The organism is Pseudomonas sp. GM49 (assembly GCF_000282355.1).
Classification (GTDB): domain Bacteria; phylum Pseudomonadota; class Gammaproteobacteria; order Pseudomonadales; family Pseudomonadaceae; genus Aquipseudomonas.
Genome location: NZ_AKJL01000066.1, coordinates 1 through 24,064 on the forward strand (window position 1 = coordinate 1; position 24,064 = coordinate 24,064).

General features: G+C 60.8%; 20 protein-coding genes and 2 pseudogenes. 13 read left to right on the forward strand and 9 right to left on the reverse strand.

What is annotated here, in order from left to right; genetic code table 11:
• A pseudogene (locus tag PMI29_RS23170) lies at positions 1-214 on the forward strand (DUF6586 family protein); the annotation flags it as partial.
• Between the two features lie 94 nt (positions 215-308).
• A complete protein-coding gene (locus PMI29_RS23165; protein WP_007995277.1) occupies positions 309-542 on the forward strand; it encodes a hypothetical protein in 234 nt (77 codons plus the stop codon).
• 93 nt (positions 543-635) lie between these two features.
• On the opposite strand, the gene sulA is transcribed toward PMI29_RS23165, so the two are convergent.
• Both sulA and lexA read right to left on the reverse strand, forming a co-directional pair.
• Positions 636-1,112, reverse strand: a complete 477-nt coding sequence (sulA, locus tag PMI29_RS23160; RefSeq protein WP_007991406.1) for an SOS-induced cell division inhibitor SulA — start codon at positions 1,110-1,112, stop codon at positions 636-638.
• 10 nt (positions 1,113-1,122) lie between these two features.
• Positions 1,123-1,731 carry a transcriptional repressor LexA gene (gene lexA / locus PMI29_RS23155; RefSeq protein WP_007995278.1) on the reverse strand — a complete coding sequence of 203 codons (609 nt, stop codon included), beginning with the start codon at positions 1,729-1,731 and terminating at the stop codon, positions 1,123-1,125.
• Positions 1,732-1,960: 229 nt separating this feature from the next.
• On the opposite strand from lexA, the gene PMI29_RS23150 reads away from it, so the two are divergent.
• From PMI29_RS23150 to PMI29_RS23140, 3 genes are all read left to right on the forward strand, one after another.
• Complete coding sequence (locus PMI29_RS23150) at positions 1,961-2,668, forward strand: TetR/AcrR family transcriptional regulator (RefSeq protein ID WP_007995279.1); 708 nt, start codon at positions 1,961-1,963, stop codon at positions 2,666-2,668.
• 158 nt (positions 2,669-2,826) lie between these two features.
• Entirely contained in the window at positions 2,827-3,837 is a 1,011-nt protein-coding gene (gene nagZ, locus PMI29_RS23145) for a beta-N-acetylhexosaminidase (protein ID WP_007995280.1), read from the forward strand.
• 12 nt (positions 3,838-3,849) lie between these two features.
• Positions 3,850-4,587 (forward strand): S-methyl-5'-thioinosine phosphorylase, encoded by a 738-nt coding sequence (locus PMI29_RS23140; RefSeq protein WP_007995281.1) that lies wholly within the window; start codon positions 3,850-3,852, stop codon positions 4,585-4,587.
• A gap of 140 nt (positions 4,588-4,727) precedes the next feature.
• Here the strand turns inward: PMI29_RS23140 and PMI29_RS23135 are convergent, their stop codons facing one another.
• The 3 genes from PMI29_RS23135 to mfd are packed head-to-tail and all read right to left on the reverse strand — an operon-like array spanning position 4,728 to position 11,471.
• Positions 4,728-7,421, reverse strand: coding sequence for a DEAD/DEAH box helicase (locus PMI29_RS23135; protein WP_007995283.1), 2,694 nt, complete (start codon positions 7,419-7,421; stop codon positions 4,728-4,730).
• Between the two features lie 11 nt (positions 7,422-7,432).
• A complete protein-coding gene (locus PMI29_RS23130) occupies positions 7,433-8,011 on the reverse strand; it encodes a CsiV family protein (protein ID WP_007995284.1) in 579 nt (192 codons plus the stop codon).
• A 10-nt stretch (positions 8,012-8,021) separates the two neighbouring features.
• A complete protein-coding gene (mfd, locus tag PMI29_RS23125) occupies positions 8,022-11,471 on the reverse strand; it encodes a transcription-repair coupling factor (protein ID WP_007995287.1) in 3,450 nt (1,149 codons plus the stop codon).
• A gap of 363 nt (positions 11,472-11,834) precedes the next feature.
• On the opposite strand from mfd, the gene PMI29_RS23120 reads away from it, so the two are divergent.
• The 3 genes from PMI29_RS23120 to sthA all read left to right on the forward strand — a co-directional run bounded on the left by PMI29_RS23120 (position 11,835) and on the right by sthA (position 16,096).
• Complete coding sequence (locus PMI29_RS23120) at positions 11,835-13,298, forward strand: glyceraldehyde-3-phosphate dehydrogenase (RefSeq protein WP_007995288.1); 1,464 nt, start codon at positions 11,835-11,837, stop codon at positions 13,296-13,298.
• Positions 13,299-13,477: 179 nt separating this feature from the next.
• Positions 13,478-14,494, forward strand: coding sequence for an FAD:protein FMN transferase (locus tag PMI29_RS23115; RefSeq protein ID WP_007995290.1), 1,017 nt, complete (start codon positions 13,478-13,480; stop codon positions 14,492-14,494).
• A 207-nt stretch (positions 14,495-14,701) separates the two neighbouring features.
• Complete coding sequence (gene sthA, locus PMI29_RS23110; RefSeq protein ID WP_007984277.1) at positions 14,702-16,096, forward strand: Si-specific NAD(P)(+) transhydrogenase; 1,395 nt, start codon at positions 14,702-14,704, stop codon at positions 16,094-16,096.
• Between the two features lie 42 nt (positions 16,097-16,138).
• Here the strand turns inward: sthA and PMI29_RS23105 are convergent, their stop codons facing one another.
• The gene (locus tag PMI29_RS23105; RefSeq protein ID WP_007995291.1) at positions 16,139-16,861 is read right to left on the reverse strand and encodes a glycerophosphodiester phosphodiesterase; all 723 of its coding nucleotides are present in this window, start codon (positions 16,859-16,861) and stop codon (positions 16,139-16,141) included.
• Positions 16,862-16,875: 14 nt separating this feature from the next.
• Positions 16,876-17,457, reverse strand: a complete 582-nt coding sequence (locus PMI29_RS23100; protein WP_007995292.1) for a PilZ domain-containing protein — start codon at positions 17,455-17,457, stop codon at positions 16,876-16,878.
• A gap of 94 nt (positions 17,458-17,551) precedes the next feature.
• Here PMI29_RS23100 and PMI29_RS23095 point away from each other — a divergent pair, with 94 nt between their 5' ends.
• From PMI29_RS23095 to PMI29_RS23085, 3 genes are all read left to right on the forward strand, one after another.
• A complete protein-coding gene (locus tag PMI29_RS23095; RefSeq protein WP_007995293.1) occupies positions 17,552-18,802 on the forward strand; it encodes a lipoprotein-releasing ABC transporter permease subunit in 1,251 nt (416 codons plus the stop codon).
• Positions 18,803-18,809: 7 nt separating this feature from the next.
• Complete coding sequence (gene lolD, locus PMI29_RS23090; RefSeq protein ID WP_177323267.1) at positions 18,810-19,493, forward strand: lipoprotein-releasing ABC transporter ATP-binding protein LolD; 684 nt, start codon at positions 18,810-18,812, stop codon at positions 19,491-19,493.
• 63 nt (positions 19,494-19,556) lie between these two features.
• Positions 19,557-20,801 (forward strand): lipoprotein-releasing ABC transporter permease subunit, encoded by a 1,245-nt coding sequence (locus PMI29_RS23085; protein ID WP_007995295.1) that lies wholly within the window; start codon positions 19,557-19,559, stop codon positions 20,799-20,801.
• A 124-nt stretch (positions 20,802-20,925) separates the two neighbouring features.
• Here the strand turns inward: PMI29_RS23085 and PMI29_RS23080 are convergent, their stop codons facing one another.
• Together PMI29_RS23080 and PMI29_RS23075 are read right to left on the reverse strand one after the other, a co-directional pair.
• On the reverse strand, positions 20,926-22,275 hold the full coding sequence (locus tag PMI29_RS23080; RefSeq protein ID WP_007995296.1) for a heavy metal sensor histidine kinase: 1,350 nt from the start codon (positions 22,273-22,275) through the stop codon (positions 20,926-20,928).
• Positions 22,275-22,955 (reverse strand): heavy metal response regulator transcription factor, encoded by a 681-nt coding sequence (locus PMI29_RS23075; RefSeq protein WP_007995297.1) that lies wholly within the window; start codon positions 22,953-22,955, stop codon positions 22,275-22,277. The genes PMI29_RS23080 and PMI29_RS23075 overlap by 1 nt, the downstream gene beginning before the upstream one ends.
• Before the next feature lie 155 nt (positions 22,956-23,110).
• On the opposite strand from PMI29_RS23075, the gene copI reads away from it, so the two are divergent.
• Together copI and PMI29_RS23065 are read left to right on the forward strand one after the other, a co-directional pair.
• A complete protein-coding gene (gene copI / locus PMI29_RS23070) occupies positions 23,111-23,647 on the forward strand; it encodes a copper-resistant cuproprotein CopI (RefSeq protein ID WP_007995298.1) in 537 nt (178 codons plus the stop codon).
• Between the two features lie 61 nt (positions 23,648-23,708).
• A pseudogene (locus PMI29_RS23065) lies at positions 23,709-24,064 on the forward strand (NADPH-dependent 7-cyano-7-deazaguanine reductase QueF); the annotation flags it as partial.

Consider the following 24,064-nt stretch of genomic DNA (forward strand, 5'->3'; position numbering starts at 1 on the left):
GCTAGCCAAGCTGTTGGCTGCCTATGCTGCGTTGTTTCAGCCGCCGCGCGCGCCCCACAAGCCAAAAGGGGACGTGACCCAGCCACTGATTCAGGCTGTCAATCTGGATGAAGAGGAGGCTCCGGAAGAGCTGAGTCGGGAAGAGCTGGAGAGTTGGCGTCAGAACCTGAAAGGATTGGCGATCCGGTTTCGTGAAGGGTTGAACGAGTGCTGACATAAGCCGCTGGGTAATGACATCTGGTCAAGATCCCAAGCGAAGCCCGAGCGATGCCTATATAATCCCCGCCTTTCGTGGAGAACAGTCCTTTATGCCAACGTCCTTTCTAGAAATTGTCGAGTTACCAGACGGCCGTATCGAGCTGCGCAGGGCCGAGGACGAAGGTTCTCTGGTTACTTTGGATTTCTCCGAGGACGCCAAGGCATTCCTGCAAGGGCAGCACGTGGAAGTCGCCAAGGCGATGTTGAGCGTGGGTGTTCAGATGGCCGGTCGCCTGGTTGAAGGCGAATTCGACAAGGAAGAGGGGGCGCGGGTTCTTCATTGACCCCCGTCTGTCGCTTTTCTTGATGTTGTTACTCATCGGCTTCTCTGCCCCTGGAGAAGCCTTGCGCGGTGAAGCACGCGTCTTGTCTGCCGGTTAACCCAGTCGAATATTCAGGCTCTGAGCGTCCCCGGTACGGGCGGCGCTGATCAGTTGTTGCCGCGATTGGGGGCTCAACGGATTGATCCAGCTGACCACCGTGTGGCTACGACCCAGGCGCAGAGCTTCGCAGGTCAGTTGCTGGGCACTCTGGGTACCCCGCGGTTGCAGCAACAGAATGCGTTCGCGGTTGAGGCCGGCATCTCGCAGCCAGGCTTGAGTCAGGCTGGCGGGCGGCGCGATCAGTGTCAGCCAGCGTGCGTCCTGGTCCTGGCTCAACTCCCTGAGGATCGGTGCCAGAAGGCTCAGGCAGTTCCCGGCTGCACCACGCAGTGACAGCTCGCTGAAAACGTCAGGTTCGGCGCTCCAGGGGGACTCGACTACGTCTTTCAGAATCGGCGCCAATGGCTGTGCCATGAACGCTTCGAACAACGGCAGTTGGGTTTGCTGTGGTGATGTCTGCGGGAACTGCATGGTGCCTCCTTTAGCGGCGAATGACGCCGACACTCAAGCCTTCGATCACCAGTTCCTGATCTTGAAGGTTCACTTCAATAGGGGCGAACTCGGGGTTCTCGGCGATCAGCCAGACTTTGCTGCCGTCGCGCTTGAAACGCTTGACGGTCACTTCGTCGCCGATTCGCGCCACCACGATCTGGCCGTTACGGGCTTCGCGGGTGGTGTGGACCGCCAGCAGGTCGCCGTCGAAAATGCCGATGTCCTTCATGCTCATCCCATGGACGCGCAGCAGGTAGTCGGCGCGCGGATGGAAGAAGGCAGGGTTGATGTTGCAGGACTCTTCGATGTGTTGCTGCGCAAGAATCGGGGCGCCGGCGGCGACCCGGCCAATGATCGGCAGGGTGGAATCGTCGGCCTTGGCTTCGAAGCCGGGGATACGAATGCCACGGGAGGCGCCAGGCGTCATCTCGATCGCCCCCTTGCGGGCCAGTGCCTTGAGGTGTTCTTCCGCCGCATTGGGTGACTTGAAACCCAGTTCCTGAGCGATTTCCGCACGGGTGGGTGGATATCCGTTGTCTTCCAGGCAGCGTTTGATGAAGGCCAGAATCTCTGCCTGTCGTGGCGTCAGCTTTAGCATATTGATCGCTCTGTTTTTTTATACAGTGACTGGGATTATATACAGTGAGGCGGTCTTGGCAATGCTCCATTTTTCAGTCGCCGCCGGACGGTCAATCAGTCAGTGGATTGAAGCTTCGCCGTTGTGTGGTTAAATGTCTGACCGACCATTCCCGAAACGAACTGCCAGGCTTGACAAGGCACAGGCTGAAACGTATGTTTCAAACAAGTGTTTGTCAGGCGGAGTAGCCATGGCCCAGTCGGAAACCGTTGAACGCATTCTTGATGCTGCCGAGCAATTGTTCGCGGAAAAAGGTTTCGCTGAAACCTCGTTGCGTCTGATCACCAGCAAGGCGGGTGTCAACCTGGCGGCGGTGAACTATCACTTCGGTTCGAAGAAGGCGTTGATTCAAGCGGTTTTCTCGCGGTTCCTCGGGCCGTTCTGCATCAGCCTCGATAAAGAGCTGGAGCGGCGTCAGTCCAAGCCTGACATCAAGCCGACACTCGAAGAGTTGCTGGAAATCCTTGTCGAGCAGGCACTGGTGGTGCAGCCGCGCAGTGGCAACGACCTGTCTATCTTCATGCGTTTGCTGGGACTGGCGTTCAGTCAGAGCCAGGGGCACTTGCGTCGTTATCTGGAAGACATGTACGGCAAGGTGTTCCGCCGCTACATGATGCTGGTCAACGAAGCGGCGCCGCGTATTCCGCCCATCGAACTGTTCTGGCGCGTGCATTTCATGTTGGGTGCGGCGGCGTTCAGCATGTCCGGTATCAAGGCCTTGCGGGCGATTGCTGAAACCGATTTCGGCGTGAACACCTCGATCGAGCAGGTCATGCGTCTGATGGTGCCGTTCCTGGCCGCCGGCATGCGTGCCGAATCCGGAGTCACCGACACGGCCATGGCCACGGCCCAGTTGCGTCCGCGTAGCAAATCGACACCGGTTGCCGCCAAGGTTTAACCGCACACGGGTGGGCGCGGCAGCTGACATCCGCTAAGCTAGCCGCCCATGCCGACTCTCGTTCTGAACCCGTTTCCCATTGATATCGCCAACCTGCCGGGCACAGCGCCTGGCGGCGAATTCGTGTGGGCCGGGTTTTCTGTTATCAAGGAAATTCTATGACTGCTGGCTTGCAAGGCTCGTTGATGGTGGACGTCGCCGGTACCTGGCTGACGGCTGAAGATCGCCAATTGTTGCGCCAGCCCGAAGTGGGTGGCTTGATCATCTTTGCCCGCAACATCGAGCACCCGCGTCAAGTACGTGAGCTCAGCGCCGCGATCCGCGCCATTCGTCCTGATCTGCTGTTGGCCGTAGACCAGGAGGGTGGCCGCGTGCAGCGCCTGCGGCAGGGTTTCGTGCGCTTGCCCGCCATGCGCGCCATTGCCGACAACCCGAACGCCGAATACCTGGCCGAGCAGTGCGGCTGGATCATGGCGACCGAAGTGTTGGCCGTTGGCCTGGACCTGAGTTTCGCCCCGGTGCTCGACCTCGATTACCAGCGCAGCGCCGTGGTCGGCACCCGTTCGTTCGAAGGTGATCCCGAGCGCGCTGCCTTGCTCGCGGGTGCATTCATCCGCGGCATGAACAGCGCAGGCATGGCGGCCACCGGCAAGCATTTCCCTGGTCATGGCTGGGCCGAGGCTGATTCCCACGTCGCGATTCCCAACGACGAACGCAGCCTCGACGAGATCCGCGCCAATGACCTGGTGCCGTTTGCCAAACTGAGCAAGCAACTGGCCGCGGTCATGCCGGCCCATGTGATCTATCCGCAAGTCGACACCCAGCCGGCCGGTTTTTCCCGTCGCTGGTTGCAGGATATCTTGCGTGGCGAACTGCAATTCGACGGGGTGATTTTCAGCGATGACCTGTCCATGGCGGGCGCTCACGTGGTCGGCGATGCCGCCAGTCGAATAGAGGCGGCGCTGACTGCCGGTTGCGACATGGGGCTTGTGTGCAACGACCGTGCGGCCGCCGAGCTCGCCCTGAGCGCTGCCCAGCGTCTGAGGGTCAAGCCTTCCGAACGGATTGCGCGGATGCGCGGTCAGTCGTTTGCCAGTACCGAATACCGTCAGGACCCGCGCTGGCTCACCGCTGTCGGCGCGCTCAAAGAAGCTCAATTGATTGATTAAGGACTGTTCGTTATGACGGTTTACGCGATTATCGGTGGTACCGGCCTGACTCAACTCGAAGGCCTGAGCATTCGTCAGTCACTGACAGTGGATACGCCTTATGGCGCACCTTCGGCCGACGTTCAGATCGGCGAGTATGCCGGCAAGGAAGTGCTGTTCCTCGCACGTCACGGTCATCCGCATCGATTTCCGCCGCATCAGGTCAACTACCGCGCCAATCTCTGGGCGCTGCAGCAGGCTGGGGCGCAAGCCATTCTGGCGGTCAACGCCGTGGGCGGCATCCATGCTGCCATGGGCACCGGGCATTTTTGCGTGCCGCATCAGTTGATCGACTACACCAGTGGTCGTGAGCACACTTACTTTGCCGATGACCTGGAGCAGGTCACCCATATCGACTTCAGCTACCCCTACAGCGAACCGTTGCGCCAGCAACTGATTGCGGCATTGGCGGCTGAAGGTGTGGGGTATAGCAGTCATGGTGTGTATGCGTGCACCCAGGGACCACGGCTGGAAACGGTTGCTGAAATCGCCCGGCTGGAGCGCGATGGTTGCGACATCGTCGGCATGACCGGCATGCCGGAAGCGGCCCTGGCCCGCGAGCTGGAACTGGATTACGCCTGTCTGGCGCTGGTGGTGAACCCGGCGGCGGGCAAGTCGACGGCGGTGATTACTATGGCCGAGATCGAGCAGGCGTTGCATGACGGCATGGGCAAGGTGAAATCGACGCTGGCGCGGGTGCTCAAGGGCTGAGTCCCACTGGATACCGAGTTGACTTCATCGCGAGCAAGCTCGCTCCCACAGTGACCGCGTCGAACGCAAATTCTACGAACGCCACCGAACCTGTGGGAGCGAGCTTGCTCGCGATGACGATCGAATAGACGCCGCAGATATCAGCGTTTTTCGAGATTTTCCGGCAGCGGCGCAAACAACGCCTCGATATCATCGCTCTGCAGTTTCCAGTCCCCGGCCTTGCGCCCATCCAGCACGCCTGCCGCGAGATCGGATTTTTCCTTCTGCAGGTGCTGGATCTTCTCTTCTACCGTGCCGCGAGCAATCAGCTTGTAGACAAATACCGGCTTCTCCTGACCAATGCGATACGCCCGGTCGGTCGCCTGGTTTTCCGTCGCCGGGTTCCACCACGGGTCGTAATGAATCACCGTGTCTGCTTCGGTCAGGTTCAGGCCAACGCCACCGGCTTTCAGGCTGATCAGAAAAATCTGACGCTTGCCGCTCTGGAATTCCTTCACCGGTGTGCGGCGGTCGCGGGTCTGGCCGGTCAGCAGGGCGTAGGCCACGCCGCGTTTGTTCAGTTCGTCTTCGATCAGCGACAGCATTGAAGTGAACTGCGAGAACAGCAGGATCCGCCGACCCTCCTCGAACAGTTCTTCGAGCATTTCCATCAGGCTGTCGAGCTTGCCTGACGTGCTGCCGCGAGTTGGCAGGGTGGCCTCGTTGACCAGGCGCAAATCGCAGCACACCTGACGCAGCTTGAGCAGTGCTTCCAGAATGATGATCTGGCTGCGGGCTACGCCTTTGCGGGTGATCTCGTCGCGGACTTTCTTGTCCATGGCCAGGCGCATGGTTTCGTACACATCGCGTTGGGCCTCGTTGAGCTCGACCCAGTGGATGATTTCGGTTTTCGGCGGCAGCTCGGTGGCCACCTGTTCCTTGGTGCGGCGCAACAGGAAAGGCTTGATCCGGCCGTTGAGGTGCTGAAGCCTGACCTCGCTGGTGCGTTTTTCAATCGGCACGCGGTAATCGCGGTTGAAGCTTTTGACGTCGCCCAGCCAGCCGGGCAAGAGGAAGTGAAACAGCGACCACAATTCACCGAGATGGTTTTCCAGCGGTGTGCCGCTCAGGCACAGGCGCTGCCGGGCATTGAGCTCGCGGGCAGCCTGGGCGGCCTTGCTGCCGGGGTTCTTGATGTATTGCGCTTCATCCAGCACCAGTATGTGCAAGGGCTGCGCCGCCAGGCGCTCGACATCCTTGGGTAGCAGCGCATAGGTGGTCAGGATCAGATCGTAGTCGGCCAGCTTGTCGAAGTGTTTTTTGCGACTGGCACCGTATAGCGCCAGTACCTTGAGCTGCGGCGTAAAGTGCGCTGCTTCGTCGAGCCAGTTGGGGATCAGGCTGGTCGGCATCACGACCATGCACGGCCGATCGAGGCGGCCGGCGTTTTTCTCGCTCAGAACGTGCGCCAGTGTCTGCAGGGTTTTGCCCAGGCCCATGTCGTCCGCCAGAATTCCACCCACTTCCAGTTGCCGCAACGACTGCATCCAGCTCAAGCCTTCGAGCTGATACGGACGCAGCGTCGCATTCAAACCTTCCGGGGCGGTGGCCGTGTGGTCCTTGATGTCGCGCAGGCGCTGGGCAAAGGTGCGGATCTGTTCTCCACCCTCCCAGAGCAGTGGCATGTCTTCCAGCGGGTTCAGGCGCGTGGCATCGGCCTTGCTCAGGCGCAGCGTGGTGTCGCCGGGCTCCTGCAGGTAGAACTCGCCGAGGGTGGCCAGCACCGGTTTCAAGCGGCCGAAGGGCAGGGCGACTTGCAGCGGGCCGTGCTCGGAGTTCGGGCGATTGGGGATGTTGACCAGGATCAACTCGTCGTCGCGTCGTCGGGCCAGGCGTTCCGGGTTGAGGATTTCGGTGTGGGAGCGCATCAGGTTGAGCAGGATCGGCAACAGGCTCAGGCGTTCGCCGTTGACGATGATCCCCAGTTCCAGGTCGAACCAGTCGCGCTCCGGTGCCTGTTCGACCGTGGCGTACCAGTCGTCTACCGCTGTCAGGTCGAAACCGAAGTCCTCGTCGATCTGCAATTCCCAGCCTTGGGTGCGCAGCTTCGGCAGTTCATTGAGGGTAAAGGTCAGCCAGGCGCTGTCATTGACCATCTCGAACAGCTCGCCGGCACTTTCCGGCAGGGCCTTGCTTTGCCGGGTAGCGACTTTGAAACCGAGGATTCGCAACTGTTCCCGGTAGGACTGTTCCACTTCCGGGTGGCGTTTTATCCGCAGCGTCTGGGATTCCTGACGAATCAGGATGTCGGCGTTTTTCTGTCCTGAAACGTACTCGTCCAGGTAACTGAAAGACAGCGCCGCGCGATGCTGAATGTACCGTTGCATTCGGCCGTTGCGCGGTTCGAACGCGCTGAACTCGATGCTGGCCAGCCACAGTCGCGGGACGGGCTGCACATTGTCCACCAGCACTTGCGGCGGGGCTTTCGGGCTGCGGTTTTCCAGGACTGCCTGGAGTTTTTCCAGGAGTTCGGCGTCTTTGGCGGCGGCGGGGTAGTCGAGGGTTTCCTGCACTTGCAGGAGCACCGCTGCGCAATGTTTGCAGTTGTTGTGGACCGGGCAGGAGCAGGTGGCGTCGACCATCAGCAGCGTGCCCTTGGCTGACTCGCGCAGGCGAATGGTCTGGCGGTAAACGTTACTGCCAGAGCCTTCGCAAGCGGCGATGATCGTGGCGTCGCCGGCTTCAACGATCCTGACACGATTCTCCAGCGCGTAACGGCGGCCTCGCTCCAGGCTCTGTTCCTTGAATCGGCTGACCCAGGAAGGTGCCAGGGGTTTGCTCAGGGTCGCGGACATAAGGAGGTCAATCAGTCCGGAATTTCATCGGGGACTGGCCTAGGCGCAGGGGCGGTCAGCGAGGTGATCTTGATCAGCAGGCCGAGGTGGCCGTTGTCGAGGAAGTTCAACTGGCCATTCTTGGTGTGGCTTTCCTGTTTCAGGCGCTCGCTGGCGGTCACCATGCCATTGGCATCGATCTGATTGACCCAGAAATCGGCGTCGACGTCGGTAAAGCGTCCCAGTTTCATGTTCAGCGTGCCCTCGATCGGGAACTGACCATACTGTTCCTTGCCGTCGCTGATCGCCACTTTGCTGGCGTTTTCGCCGAGAGTCTGTTGCCAGGCCTTGTGCAGCAGCACTGTGTAGTCGGCGCTGCTGGTGAGTTTTTCCACCTCGCCATTCAGGCTTGGCGTACGCAGGCTGTCGGGGCTGACGGGTTGGGCGCCTGCCGCCCAGTCTTCCGGCGCGGCGCGGCTGACAATCGCCGGCACGGCGTTTTGACGGACCAGAATCATTTCGACCTGATACAGGTCATCGGCAAATGCCGTGGGTGCAACCAGCGCTGGCATCAGCAGGGACAGCAAGGTCAGTGAGCGAAACAGGCGCATGCGGCGTCCTTCAAGCAGTTTTCGGAACGAGGCGCTCAAACAGCGCCTCTATAGTATTAAAGCGCTCTTCCGGGCGCTCCATCGGAACCATGAACTTGAACATCGTGGCGCCTTCGAATTTGTAGCGTTTTGGCTGGCTCTGGATCAGTTTGATCAGGGTCAGCGGGTCGACCGGCGTCTGTGCGGCGAACTCGACGCGACCGCCTTGCGGACCGCCATCGACTTTCTTGATGCCCAGTTGCTCGGCCTGCAATTTCAATGCGGTGATGCGGATCAGGTTCTTGGTCGGCTCCGGCAACAGGCCGAAACGGTCGATCATCTCCACCTGCAAATCCTTGAGGCCGTCCTCGTCGGTGGCCGAGGCAATGCGCTTGTAGAGAATCAGGCGGGCATGGACATCCGGCAGGTAGTCCTCAGGGATCAACGCCGGTACGCGCAAGTTGACTTCCGGACCGCCGCCGAGCGGTTGATCGAGGTTCGGCTGCTCGCCCTTGCGGATCGACTTCACCGCGCGCTCGAGCATTTCCATGTACAGCGTGAAACCGACGGCCTGGATCTGCCCGCTCTGACCGTCACCGAGCAGTTCGCCGGCGCCACGGATTTCCAGGTCGTTGGTGGCAAGCACGAAGCCTGCGCCGAGGTCCTGGGTGTTGGCAATCGCTTCCAGGCGCTTTTCCGCGTCCGGGGTGATTTGCTGGCGCGGTGGCGTCAGCAGGTAGGCGTAGGCCTGGTGGTGGCTGCGTCCGACCCGGCCGCGCAGCTGGTGCAGCTGTGCCAGGCCGAATTTGTCGGCGCGCTCGATGATAATGGTGTTGGCGCTCGGTACGTCGATGCCGGTCTCGATGATGGTCGAGGCGATCAGCACGTTGAAGCGCTTGTGGTAGAAGTCGCTCATCACCTGTTCGAGTTCACGTTCGCGCATCTGCCCGTGACCGATGCCGATCCGTGCTTCCGGTACCAGTTCGGCGAGGTCGGCGGCGCATTTCTCGATGGTCTTCACGTCGTTGTGCAGGTAATAGACCTGGCCGCCACGCAGCAGCTCACGCAACAAGGCCTCTTTGACCGTGCTCTTGTTCTGCTCCATGACGAAGGTGCGTACCGACAGGCGACGGGCCGGCGGCGTGGCGATGATCGACAGGTCGCGCATGCCCGACACCGCCATGTTCAGCGTGCGCGGAATCGGCGTGGCGGTCAGGGTCAGGATGTCGACTTCGCTGCGCAGGGCCTTGAGCTGTTCTTTCTGGCGCACACCGAAACGGTGTTCCTCGTCGATGATCACCAGCCCGAGGTTTTTGATCTTCACGTCGTCCTGCAGCAGCTTGTGCGTGCCGATGACGATGTCGATCTTGCCTTCGGCCAGGTCCGCGACCGCCGCATTCACTTCCTTGGCCGACTTGAAACGGCTCATCACTTCCACGGTCACTGGCCAGTCGGCGAAACGGTCGCGGAAGCTGTTGTAGTGCTGCTGGGCGAGCAGGGTGGTTGGCACCAGGATCGCCACCTGGCGACCGCCGTGCACGGCAATGAACGCGGCGCGCATCGCCACTTCGGTCTTGCCGAAGCCGACGTCGCCGCACACCAGGCGATCCATCGGCTTGGGCGCAAGCATGTCTTCGCGCACCGCTTCGATGGTGGTTTGCTGGTCGGGTGTTTCTTCGAACGGGAAGCCGGCGCTGAAGGTGGCGTAGTCGGCCTTCGGATCGGCGAATGCGTAACCTTCACGGGCGGCGCGACGAGCATAGATGTCGAGCAACTCGGCGGCCACGTCACGCACCTGTTCGGCGGCTTTGCGCTTGGCTTTCTGCCAGGTCTCGGAGCCGAGGCGGTGCAGCGGGGCCAGGGCATCGTCGCTGCCGGTGTAGCGGGCGATCAGGTGCAGGTTGGCCACCGGCACATAAAGCTTGGCGCCTTCGGCGTATTCCAGGGCGAGGAATTCAGCGGTCTGGCTGTCGATTTCCAGGGTCGCCAGGCCCAGGTAGCGGCCGACGCCATGGTCGATGTGCACCACCGGCGCACCTTCGCGCAGCTCGGTGAGGTTCTTGATGACGGCATCGTTGTTGGCATCGGCGCGCTTTTCACGGCGACGACGCTGCATCACGCGCTGGCCGAACAGCGGGCTTTCGGCGACGAGGGCCAGGGCCGGGTCGTCGAGCAGCAAGCCTTCGTCGAGCGGGGCGATGGTGATCGCCAGGCGTTCCTTGCCGGCGACAAAGTCCGGCCAGCTGTCGACGGTTTTCGGTCGCAGCTTAAGGCGTTCCAGCAGCTCCAGCAGCACTTCGCGGCGGCCTGCGGATTCGGCGGTGAACAGCACGCGACCGGGGAACTGGTCGAGGAATTCGGCCAGCGCGGCCATAGGTTGAGTGGCCTTGGCTTCGATGGCCAGGTTCGGCAGCTCCCGAGCGGGGAAGCGCTCGCGACCGCTACCGCTTTCCACGTCCTGTTGACTGGCCACCACCCGCGGCCAGTTCTTCAGGCGCGCGAAGCAGTCTTCCACCGGCAGGAACAGCTCGGCGGGCGGTAATAAAGGGCGGGACGGGTCGACGCGGCGTTCTTCATAACGATTGCGCACGTCGTTCCAGAAATTTTCCGCGGCTTGCTCGATGCCTGGCAGGGAAAACACTTGCGTGTCCTGGGGCAGGTAATCGAACAGCGTCGAGGTTTCATCGAAGAACAGCGGCAGGTAGTACTCGATGCCGGCCGGCGTAATCCCGCTGCTCAAGTCCTGGAAAATCGGGCAGCGGCGGAAGTCGACGTCAAAACGCTCGCGGAAGCGTGCCTTGAAACGGGTGACCGCTTCTTTTTGCAGCGGGAATTCCCTGGCCGGCAACAGCTTGACCGAGTCGACTTTGTCGATGGAACGCTGGTTCTCCGGGTCGAAGGTGCGCAGGGTTTCGATTTCATCGTCGAACAGGTCGATGCGATACGGCAGCTTGCTGCCCATCGGGAACAGATCGATCAGCGAGCCGCGAACAGTGAATTCGCCGTGTTCATACACCGTGTCGACGTAGCGATAGCCCGTGGCTTCGAGCCGGGTGCGCATTTGCTCGACGTCGAGCTTCTGGCCGATATCCAGCACCAGGCTGCTGCCGAGCAGGAATTTGGTCGGCGCGAGGCGATGCAGGGCGGTCGTGATCGGCACCACCAGCACGCCATGGCTCAATTCTGGCAGCCGGTACAGGCTGGCGATGCGCTGGGAAATGATGTCCTGGTGCGGCGAGAACAGATCGTAGGGCAGGGTTTCCCAGTCGGGAAAGTGCAATACAGGCAAATCCGGGGCGAAGAAACCCAGCTCCTGTTCCAGCCGTTCGGCACTTTGGCTGTCGGCGGTCAGCAGCAGGGTAAAGCGCTTGGCAGTGCTGGCGGCCTCGGCGATGGCCAGGCACAGGGCGGCACCGGGCAGGTTGCCCCAGTGCTGTTTACCTGCCGCGGCAGGGAGAAGCGGTAGACGCAGAACGGGCACGGAAGGTTGAGCTCCAAGCGTTGCGACAAAGTCGGTAATTGTAGCGGTCTACGATGCCGCCTGTCAGTTGCTGACTGTGTCTAAAGCGCCGGTTTGGCGAAATGTAGTGGTAAAGACAAGATTCGGCGGTTTTTTACCTGAAATTACTGAATATGTAGTGGCAAATACAACGAGTGTTACGGAGGGTTACGGACAAGGAGGCGTTACCTCCAAAAAATTGACTGCGCTGAAAGCCCCGGTTTTATTGGGCTGGCGCGAGGCGTAATTTTTTTGAACGACGATTTGTTACGTAAAGCACGACGGGCGCGCATTGCTACGGCTGTCACTCGGCGGCATAATGTAGCCCCTTTTTTCTGCCCCTACATGTGGAAGGTTCCCGTGACTCAGAAGCCCGACCAGTGTCTTGGTGAATGGATCGACCGTGAAGCACTCGCAGAAGCGATGATTCCGCTTATCGGTCAGCTTTACCGCAATAACAACGTGGTGAGCTCGATCTATGGCCGCAGCCTGATCAATCGTTCAGTCATTGCGATTCTCAAAGCTCACCGCTTTGCTCGTCACCGTCAGTCCGACGAAAGCGAGCTGTCCGTCCACGAAACATTCCCGCTGATCAAGGCGATGAGCGAGCTCAAGCTCGGTGCCGCTTCGGTGGACCTGGGCAAGCTGGCGGCCAAGTTCAAGGCCGAAGGCAATGGCCGTACTGCCGAGCAGTTCGTCCGTGAAGAACTGGCTGAAGTGGTTGGCCAGCAAAACGCATCCGCCCGCAAAGGCACCGACGTTGTCCTGTACGGCTTCGGTCGCATCGGCCGTCTGCTGGCGCGCATCCTGATCGAGAAAACCGGTGGTGGCGACGGGCTGCGTCTGCGCGCCATCGTTGTCCGCAAGGGCGCCGAGAACGACCTGGTCAAACGTGCCAGCCTGCTGCGCCGCGACTCGGTCCATGGCCCGTTCGATGGCACCATCACCATCGATGAAGCCAACAACACCATCACCGCCAACGGCAACCTGATCCAGGTTATCTACGCCAAGAGCCCGGCCGAAGTCGACTACACCCAGTACGGCATCGAAAACGCTCTGATCGTCGACAACACCGGTGTATGGCGTGACGCTGACGGTCTGGGCCAGCACCTGGCCTGCCCGGGCGCTGCCCGCGTGATCCTCACCGCACCTGGCAAGGGAGCGCTGAAGAACATCGTGCACGGCATCAACCATGGCGACATCAGCCCTGACGACAAGATCATTTCGGCGGCTTCCTGCACCACCAACGCCATCGTGCCGGTGCTCAAGGCAGTCAACGACAAGTACGGCATCGTCAACGGCCACGTCGAAACCGTTCACTCGTTCACCAACGACCAGAACCTGATCGACAACTTCCACAAGGGCAGCCGTCGTGGCCGCGCCGCGCCGCTGAACATGGTAATCACCGAGACCGGTGCCGCCACCGCAGCCGCCAAGGCGCTGCCAGTGCTCAAGGGCAAGCTGACCGGCAACGCGATTCGCGTTCCTACGCCGAACGTGTCGATGGCGATCCTGAACCTGAACCTGGAAAAGGCCACCACTCGCGAAGAGATCAACGAGTACCTGCGCCAGATGGCCATGCACTCGGATCTGCACAAGCAGATCGACTACGTGAGCTCCCAGGAAGTGGTTTCCACCGACTTCGTTGGTTCGCGCCACGCAGGCGTAGTGGACGCTGAAGCGACCATCACCCAGGATAACCGCGTTGTTCTGTACGTTTGGTACGACAACGAGTTCGGTTACAGCTGCCAGGTGGTTCGCGTGATGGAAGACATGGCCGGTGTAAACCCGCCAGCATTCCCGCGCTAAGCCTTAGCTGCAAATGAAAACGCCCCGACCCTGGTCGGGGCGTTTTTGTTTGTGCGTTTGTCAGTAGGGATATGTTGCCTGTGCTGGCCTCATCGCGAGCAAGCTCGCTCCCACATTTCTATCGCATAATGGCTGGCCTTGGCGGCGTGTCAGGGGATGTTTTTGGGGGAGCTCGGGAATTGTTGATCAGGTGGCAGGGAGCGGTGTTTTTGCTGCTCGGCGCACTATCAGGTTGCGGCAACAGCGACACTCTGGAAACCTTCGGCGGCCCGACCATGGGCAGCACTTATTCGATCAAGTATGTGCACCATGCCGGCCTTCCGGCGCCGGACGAAGTCCGCGTCCAGGTTGAGCAGATCCTCGCTGACGTCGACCGGCAAATGTCGACCTACCGTAGCGACTCGGACATCGAGCGCTTTAATGCATTGCCGGCCAACCGCTGTCAGGCAATGCCGGCGTCGATCCTCGAATTGGTCCGCGTAGGCGAGCGGCTGTCAGTGCAAAGTGAAGGCTCCTACGATCTGACGGTGGAGCCGTTGCTGAACCTCTGGGGATTTGGTCCGCAGGCCCGCGAGGAAAAAGTCCCGACCACCGACGCGCTTGCCGAAGTCCGCAAGCGCGTCGGTCACGAACACCTGCATATCGATGGCGACAAGTTGTGCAAGGACGCCGCCGTCGAGGTCGACTTCAACAGCATCGCCGCCGGTTATGCGGTGGACACGATTGCCGCAAGGCTCGAGGCGATGGGCATCCATGACTACCTCGCCGAGGCCACGGGCGAGCTCAAGGCGTCCGGCAAGAAGGCTGACGGTTCGCCATGGCGCATTGCACTGGAAGAGCCGCGGGATGACCGACAGGTGGCCGAGCGCGTCATTGTTGTCGACGGCTATGGCCTGTCCACTTCCGGCGACTACCGGAATTATTTCGAGCAGGATGGCCAGCGCTTTTCCCACACCTTCGATGCGCGGACCGGTTCTCCGGTCTCACACACACTGGCGTCAGTCACAGTGATTCATCCTTCAGCGTTGATGGCCGATGGCTTATCGACGCTGTTGCTGATTCTCGGTCCGGAACGTGGTTGGGACTACGCAGAAAAACACGATATCGGTGCATTTTTTGTGATTCGCGCCGAAACAGGTTTCGTCACACGCAGCAGTCACGCTTTTGAACGCCTCAGTGGCAAAAAAACCGAGTGATTGCGGCAATTTGAGCATTGAAAACTGGCGTTCCAGTGCAGGCAAAAGTAGCCTACGACGCGACCAAGGGTTAATGTGCGCGGCGTTGACGCTTCTATAGACTGTGTCCGGGTTCTGCACTGGCCCCAAATTGTTCCTTCATGCCACGCATTGGTGTGATTTAGCCGCAGGTGCCGAGGGTGCCGCGGCCTGTTCTGAGGAGTACGCATGGCTGTCTACAACTACGACGTGGTGGTGTTGGGTTCCGGCCCGGCGGGGGAAGGCGCGGCAATGAACGCCGCCAAGGCAGGGCGCAAGGTGGCGATGGTCGATAGCCGTCGCCAGGTCGGCGGCAACTGCACTCACTTGGGCACCATCCCGTCCAAGGCACTGCGTCACTCGGTGCGGCAGATCATGCAATTCAACACCAACCCGATGTTCCGGGCCATTGGTGAGCCGCGCTGGTTTTCGTTCCCGGACGTGTTGAAAAGCGCCGAGAAAGTCATCTCCAAACAAGTCGCTTCGCGTACCGGCTACTACGCCCGTAACCGCGTCGACGTGTTCTTCGGCACTGGCAGCTTCGCCGACGAGCAAACCATCGAAGTGGTCTGCGCCAATGGCGTGGTCGAAAAACTGGTGGCCAAGCACATCATCATTGCTACCGGATCGCGTCCTTATCGCCCGGCGGACATCGATTTCCATCACCCGCGTATCTACGATAGCGACACCATCCTCAGCCTCGGCCACACCCCGCGCAAACTCATCGTTTATGGCGCCGGCGTGATCGGTTGCGAGTACGCCTCGATCTTCAGTGGTCTGGGTGTACTGGTCGAGCTGGTGGACAACCGTGGTCAACTGCTGAGCTTCCTCGACTCGGAAATCTCCCAGGCCCTGAGTTATCACTTCAGCAACAACAACATCACGGTTCGCCATAACGAAGACTACGACCGCGTCGAAGGCGTGGACAACGGCGTGATCCTGCACCTCAAGTCCGGCAAGAAGATCAAGGCCGACGCCTTGCTCTGGTGCAACGGCCGTACCGGCAACACCGATCAGTTGGGTCTGGAAAACATCGGCGTGAAGGTCAACAGCCGTGGCCAGATCGAAGTCGACGAGGCATACCGCACCTGCGTGCCGAACATCTACGGTGCCGGTGACGTGATCGGCTGGCCGAGCCTGGCCAGTGCCGCCCACGACCAGGGCCGTTCGGCCGCTGGCAGCATCGTGGATAACGGTAGCTGGCGTTTCGTGAATGACGTGCCGACCGGCATCTACACCATTCCGGAGATCAGCTCGATTGGCAAGAACGAGCAGGAGCTGACCCAGGCCAAGGTGCCGTATGAAGTGGGCAAGGCGTTCTTCAAGAGCATGGCGCGGGCGCAGATCGCCGGTGAGCCGCAAGGCATGCTGAAGATCCTGTTCCACCGTGAAACCCTGGAGGTGCTGGGCGTTCATTGCTTCGGTTATCAGGCATCGGAGATCGTGCACATCGGTCAGGCGATCATGAACCAGCCGGGCGAACTGAACACGCTGAAGTACTTCGTCAACACCACGTTCAACTACCCGACCATGGCCGAAGCCTATCGGGTAGCGGCGTACGACGGCCTCAACCGGCTTTTTTGAGCGGCTCCGGCCGGTGGCCTGAGCCGGCCGGGGAGACCGATTTCAGCAATTCTCGAGCGTGGCGGTGGCCAAACCGGGAAAGTCTGTAATCAGGCTGTCAACGCCGAAGTCGGCGAGTCTGCGCATCAGCGCAGGCTCGTTGACGGTCCACACCGACACATGCAGCCCCTGACGCTGTGCCCTTTGCAGGCGTTCCGGCGTGCACAGGGTCCAGTTCAGCGACAGAATCTCACAGCCATAGCTGGCCGCGACCTTCAGCGGGTCGAGCCAGGCGTACTCGGCCACCAGTCCGCGGGATACGTCCGGCACCAATTCCAGCGCGGCCTTCAATACTTCCCGTGAACTCGACGTAATGGTCACCTTGTCCATCAGGCCATGACGCTGGACCATTTCACGAATCGCCAGCACCGTGGTCGCGGCACGCATCCGTGATGCGCTTTTGACTTCCAGTTGCCAGTGATCGAAGTCGCACTTCTCGAACAGTTCTTCCAGCGTCGGAATCGGGCATGGCTTGATCCAGCCCGGGCCACCCCTGCGCGCGTCGTAAGTCACAAGCTCGGCCGCCGTGTGTTCGACGACTTTGCCGCGACGGTCGGTGGTGCGCTTGAGGGTCGGGTCGTGGATGACCATCAACTCGCCGTCCATGGACAGGTGCAGGTCCAGTTCGCAGCGACGCACGCCGTGCTTGAGACATTCCTGGAAGCTGGTCAGGGTGTTTTCCGGTGCTTCGCCCTTGGCGCCGCGATGGCCGTAGATGAGGGTCACGGTTCTTCCTTAAATTAATTGCCTGATTCGAGTTGTTCGCGGGCCTGGCGTCGTTCCTGGGCCTGCTTTTGCAAGATGTGGCGGGCCAACAGTTGGCGCTGGGCGTCGGTCAGGTGTTCGAACTCGGTGCCGACGTCATACCTATCGCCCTTGCGCTCGCAATGGGTGACACGAGCGCGCAACAGCAGGCCCAGGGCTTGCGGCATCAGCACCAGCTTGACCGACAGGCGTGCGCTGGCGGCAATGGGCGTTGGGTGCTGAAAGTCGATACCGCCTTCGGAGATGATCACCGGCTGCGGTGCGCCGATCTGCCCGAGCACTGTCAGGGCGACGACCTGACTCAGCAAATCGATGCGTTTGTTCTGGGATTTGAGGAATGCGGCGGTCGTGCGGTCGCGTTCGCTGATCTGGCGCAACAGGTGTTGCGACTCGAATTCGCTCAGGTGCAGTTCGCTGAGTAGGTTGAAGAGCGGGGAAGCATCCTGCAACACTTCATGGCCTGCGGCTTCGGGAGCGGACAGGGGCCGAATTTCCAGTGCGATCGTGTCCTCGATACGGTAGTATTCGCGGCGATCTTCTTCATCTAATGTCGACATGGCGAACCCATGGTAGCGGCGGTGGTCTGAGTGTAAAGCTGGTTATCGACCCCCGCCACAAGGACGTTCCTTTTCCCTCCGAACAAGCCCCGACATGTTCAGACCTCTCTTCGTATTTATCGGCACGCGTTACACCCGTGCAAAGCGTCGCAATCATTTTGTGTCATTCATTTCCCTGACTTCGATGATCGGGCTCGCCCTTGGCGTGGTCGTGATGATCGTGGTGCTGTCGGTGATGAACGGCTTTGATCATGAGATGCGCACCCGCGTGCTGGGCATGGTGCCCCACGCGACCATCGAGTCCGGCGAGCCGATCAGCGATTGGCAAAGCCTGGCGGCCAAGGTCAAGCAGAACCCACAGGTAACGGCCGTTGCGCCGTTCACGCAAATGCAGGGGTTGCTGACCAACAACGGCAAGGTCTCGAAAGTCCTGCTCAATGCCATCGACCCGGCGCAAGAGCGTCAGGTGTCGATCATTGATCACTTCATGACCCAGGGCAAACTCGACGACCTGGTGCCGGGTGAATTCGGCATCGTCATCGGTGACAAGGCCGCGGCCAAGCTCGGTGCCGCGATCGGCGACAAGCTGACCTTCGTCGCTCCGGAAGTCACCGTGACCCCGGCCGGGATGTTCCCGCGCATGAAGCGCTTTACCGTGGTCGGCATCTTTCATGTCGGCGCCGGCGAGCTCGACGGCTATCTGGGTGTCACCAACCTGCAGGATCTGGCCCGGCTGCACCGCTGGAAACCGGATCAGGTCCAGGGCCTGCGCCTGAAGTTCGACGACCTGTTCCAGGCACCGCGCACCGCGTGGAGCATCGCCCGCGATCTCGGCGAAGACCGTTTCTACGCCCGCGACTGGACCCGCACCCACGGTAACCTGTACCAGGCGATCCGCATGGAAAAAGCCATGATCGGCCTGTTGCTGCTGCTGATCGTCGCGGTCGCTGCGTTCAACATCATTTCCACGCTGGTGATGGTGGTGAACGACAAGAAGGGCGACATCGCGATCCTGCGCACACTGGGCGCCACGCCGGGCACGATCATGCGCACGTTCATGGTGCAGGGTACGGTGATTGGCGTGGTCGGTACCGCGATCGGCGCTGTGGTCGGCATCTTCGCCGCTCTGAATGTCAGCGCCGCGATCTCGGCCCTCGAAGGCTTGATCGGGCACAAGTTTCTCAACGCCGACGTGTACTTCATCGATTACCTGCCCTCGCAAGTGCAGAGCCAGGACGTCGTGATGGTCTGCTCTGCGGCGTTGGTCCTGAGTTTCCTCGCCACCCTGTATCCAGCCTGGCGTGCCGCGCGCACCCAGCCTGCGGAGGCGCTACGTTATGAGTGAGTCGGGCATGAGTGATAAAGCAATCTTGAGCTGCCGCAGCCTGGGCAAGTCCTACGAGGAAGGCCCGGAATCGGTGGAAGTGTTGGCCGGCCTGCAACTGGAGTTGCACCCGGGAGAACGTGTGGCGATTGTCGGCAAGTCCGGCTCGGGCAAAAGTACCTTGCTCAATCTGCTGGGCGGCCTCGATACACCGACCAAGGGCAGCGTCTGGCTCGACGGTGAAGAACTGTCGGCGCTGAGCGAGAAGAAGCGCGGCCTGCTGCGTAACCGAGCCCTTGGCTTCGTGTACCAGTTCCACCATCTGTTGCCGGAATTCACCGCCCTGGAAAACGTCTGCATGCCGCTGCTGATCGGCAAGACTGCGATCCCGGAAGCGCGCCAGCGTGCCACGGCGTTGCTGGAGCGGGTAGGGTTGGGCCATCGCCTGGAACACAAACCGGCCGAATTGTCCGGCGGTGAGCGTCAGCGCGTGGCCATCGCCCGCGCCCTGGTGAACACACCGGGCCTGGTGATGCTCGACGAGCCGACCGGCAACCTCGATTCTCACACTGCCCAGGGGATCCAGGACTTGATGCTGGAGCTCAGCACCTCGATGCGCACGGCGTTCCTGGTGGTGACCCACGACATGAACCTGGCCCGCCAGATGGATCGTGTCCTGCACCTGCAGGAAGGCTGTCTCACTCCTATCTGATTGGCTGAAACCCGATGTCTGAAAAGGCGTCGGGTCTTTTATTTCCATACGGTGCCCCAGCGAATGTTCAGACCGTTATCGATCTTTATCGGCACGCGCTATACCCGCGCCAAGCGCCGCAATCGCTTTGTATCCTTCATCTCGATGACGTCGATGATCGGCCTCGCCCTCGGCGTGCTGGCAATGATCGTGGTGCTGTCGGTGATGAACGGCTTCCAGCGCGAAATGAGCTCGCGCATCCTCGGCATGGTGCCGCATGCCACCATCGTCGGCGTCAATCCGATTGATGACTGGAAGCCCGTGGCAGCGGCGGCGATGAAAAACCCGGAAGTGACGGCGGCGGTGCCGTTCACCGAGATGGAGGGCATGCTGTCCTACAAGGGCACGATGCAGCCCATCCAGGTCAGCGGGGTCGACCCGGCGCTGGAAGGCCAGGTGTCGATCGTCGCCAAACACATCGTTCAGGGAAGCCTCGAAGCCCTGAAGCCGGGCGAATTCGGCGTGGTGATCGGCGAGATCACGGCACGCCGTTTCCGCTTGAACGTCGGTGACAAGATCACCCTGATCGTGCCGGAAGTCAGCAACGCACCGGGTGGCATTACCCCACGCATGCAACGGCTGAATGTGGTCGGCGTGTTCAAGGTCGGCGCCGAACTGGACGGCACCATGGCGCTGATCCACATGGCCGATGCCGCGCAGATGCAACACTGGGAGCCGAATCAGGTGCAGAGCGTGCGCCTGGCGGTGAAGGACCTGTATGCCGCGCCGCAAGTGTCGAGCGACATCGCCACGGGGCTGGGCGCCGCCTACAAGGCTGACGACTGGACCCACACCCAGGGCAGCCTGTTCAGTGCGATGAAAATGGAAAAAACCATGATCGGCCTGCTGTTGCTGATGATCGTCGCGGTGGCCGCGTTCAACATCATCGCGACCCTGATCATGGTGGTGAACGACAAGGGCGCGGACATCGCGATCCTGCGCACCATCGGCGCCACGCCACGGCAGATCATGGCGATCTTCATGGTGCAGGGCACGGTGATCGGGATTGTCGGCACCTTGATTGGCGGTGTGTTGGGGGTGATTGCCGCGTTGAACGTCAGCGAGATGGTGGGCTGGATCGAGCGGGTCAGTGGGCAGCACATCTTCAGTTCCGACGTGTATTTCGTCAGCAACCTGCCGTCCGAGCTGCAAGGCGCGGATGTGGCGCTGATCTGCACGGCGGGCTTTGTCTTGAGCTTCCTGGCCACGGTTTACCCGGCATGGCGGGCGGCGAAGATCGAGCCGGCTCATGCGTTGCGGTATTCGTAACCAGTAACACCGCCATCGCGAGCAAGCTCGCTCCCACAGGGATCTGCGTCGTACACAGATTATGTGAACGCCACAAAACACTGTGGGAGTGGGCTTGCCCGCGAAGGGGCCGGTACTACTGGCCTCAATCCCCCCTAGGCAACTCAATCACAAACCGCGTCAATCCGTTCTCCGATTCGCAACGAATCTGCCCGCCGTGGGCGCGGATGATCGACCGGGTGATCGCCAATCCCAATCCCGCATGTTCACTGCTGCCTTCGCGGCGTGCCGGGTCGGCCCGGTAAAAACGGTCAAACAAACGCGGCAGCAGTTGCGGATCAATGCCGTCTCCCGAGTTCTCCACTTGCAGGCTCAGGCCATTGGGTTGCTCGTCAATCGTGACCTGCACCTTGCCCTCGGCCGGGGTGAAGCGCAGCGCGTTGTCCAGTAGGTTGGATAGGGCCCGCCGCAACATGCTGCGGTCACCTTCCAGGCGGCCAGACCCTTCGCGGGTGAGCTTGACCCGCGCGTCTTCCGCCAGCGGCGCAAAAAACTCCAGTAACAGATCCGCTTCCTGTCCCAGCTCCAATGGCTCGCGTTTGGGGATCAACAATCCATGATCAGCCTTGGCCAGATAGAGCATGTCGTTGACCAGTTGTGCCATCCATTGCAGTTCTTCGAGGTTGCTGTGCAGGGCTTCGCGGTAGTCCTCGATGGGGCGAGGGCGGGTGAGGGTGACCTGGGTGTGGGTCAGCAGGTTCGACAATGGCGTGCGCAGTTCATGGGCGATGTCGGCGGAGAACGCGGACAGACGCTGAAACGAGTCGTCGAGGCGTCCGAGCATGGCGTTGAAGTTGTGGGCCATTTCCGCCAGTTCCGGCGGCATGTTTTCTTCAGGCAGCCGCGAGTTCAGCGATTGCGCGGAAACACCGCTGGCCACCGCACTGATCCGCCGCAACGGACGCAAGCCGCTGCGTGCCGCCCAGGCGCCAAGCAACGCGGTGGCCAGGGCTGACAGGCCGACGGTCAGCCAGATCAGATGCTGCATGCGTTGCAGAAAGTGCTGGTGGTGGGTGATGTCCAGCAGCAAGGTCAATTGCGGTGAGTCGGGTTTGTCAGGGAAAAGTGGCGCATTCAGGACTCGGTAGTCCGTGCCTTCATGGCTAACCGTCGACAATCCGGGCTGACGCGGCAATGCCTGCGGAATGTTCGTCGAGCTGTCATACCTGCGCTGGCCGTCGCTGCCGGTGATTCGCAGGGACAGATCAGCCTGCCGGCTCAATTCCTCGGCCAGTTTCACTTCGCTGTCGCTCGACTGAACGTCGTGCAGGGCCCGGCGCAGGCCAATCAGCTTGCCGTCCAGCAGTTGCTGGTCAAGCTCAACGAAGTGTGCCTCACTGGCGCGGCTGAACAGCACCCCGGCGAACAACGACACCACGGCGGTGCACGCGGCAAACAGCAGCGCCAGGCGGCTGCTCAAGGACAGACGGCGCATCAGGCGGGGCGCTCTTCAAGGACGTAGCCCATGCCGCGCACGGTATGGATCAGCTTGTTGGGGAATTCATCGTCGATCTTCAGGCGCAGACGACGGATCGCCACCTCGATGACATTGGTGTCGCTGTCGAAATTCATGTCCCAGACCTGGGACGCAATCAGCGACTTGGGCAAGACTTCGCCCTGGCGGCGCAAGAGCATTTCCAGCAGGGCGAATTCCTTGGCGGTCAGGTCGATACGCTGCCCGCTGCGTTCGACCCGGCGACGGATCAGGTCCAGGCGCAAATCGGCCAGTTGCAAGCTGGTCTCCTGAGGCGTGGCACTGCCGCGACGCAACAGGCTGCGGACCCGGGCCAGCAGTTCGGAGAAGGCAAACGGCTTGACCAGATAATCGTCGGCGCCCAGTTCGAGGCCATGAACCCTGTCCTCCACGGCGTCACGGGCGGTCAGAAAAAGTACCGGCGTGTCCAGGCCGGCACTGCGCACCGCTTGAAGAATCTGCCAGCCATCACGACCGGGCAGCATCACATCGAGAATCAGCAGGGCATATTCGCCGCTGAGGGCCAATTGCTGACCGGTGTTGCCGTCGGCCACCAGTTCCGTGTTGAATCCGGCCTCGGCCAGGCCCTGGCGCAGGTAATGGCCGGTTTTCGGTTGGTCTTCGACGATCAGCAGTTTCATGGGCGACTCATGGCAAATGGAACGAACGCTTTATACCGTGGGCAGCGTTCTTACAGGGCAACCTGACAAAGTTGTAATCTGGCTGTCAGGTTGCGGGCAGTGGCAGCAGTTTAGAGTTTTGCCCATGCTGAGCCTTATCTTGTTGGAGTATGACGATGTTTTTACGCAAATCCGTGGCGCCAATCCTGTGTTTGCTGGCGCTGAGTTCACCGGTGTGGGCGGACGCCGGGCAGACCTACGATTTCGGCCAACCGGCCCCGGCGGCCAAGGCGACCCGCAGTGTCGAGGTGGTCATGGGTGATATGTCCTTCACGCCGAAGTCCCTCGACATCAAGGCCGGGGAAACCGTGCGCTTCGTGCTGGTCAATAAAGGCCAGTTGTTGCATGAGTTCAATCTGGGTGATGCGGCGATGCATGCCAAACACCAGCAGGAAATGTTGCAGATGCAACAGAGCGGCATGCTGACGCCCACCGGCATGAAGGCAATGGACCACGGCAACATGGCCGGCATGGATCACGGCAAAATGGACCATGGCATGAAGCATGACGACCCGAACAGCGTACTGGTGGAGCCGGGCAAGACCGCCGAGCTGACCTGGACCTTCAGCAAGGCCACCAGCCTTGAGTTTGCCTGCAACATCCCCGGTCATTACCAGGCCGGCATGGTCGGCAAACTGACTGTCAGTCAGTAAGCACTCAAAGGCGGGAGCAAAGGCTGATAGAATCCGCTGATTCTTCAGTCAGGTTTCCGCCATGCATCCCGCAGCCGAACACTCGCCGCTGGGCAAGTCCAGCGAATACATCGCCACCTACACGCCGTCCTTGCTGTTCCCGATCCCGCGCACCGCGAAGTGGGCGGAACTGGGCCTGACGGCTGAAACCCTGCCGTATAAAGGCGTGGACTTCTGGAACTGCTTCGAACTGTCCTGGTTGCTGCCTTCGGGCAAGCCGGTGGTGGCGATCGGCGAATTCAGCATTCCGGCGGATTCGCCGAACATCATCGAGTCGAAGTCGTTCAAACTGTACCTCAACTCCCTGAATCAGACGCCGTTTGCCGATACCGCGAGCCTTGAGGCGACGCTGGTCGAGGATTTGTCGGCGGCTGCCGG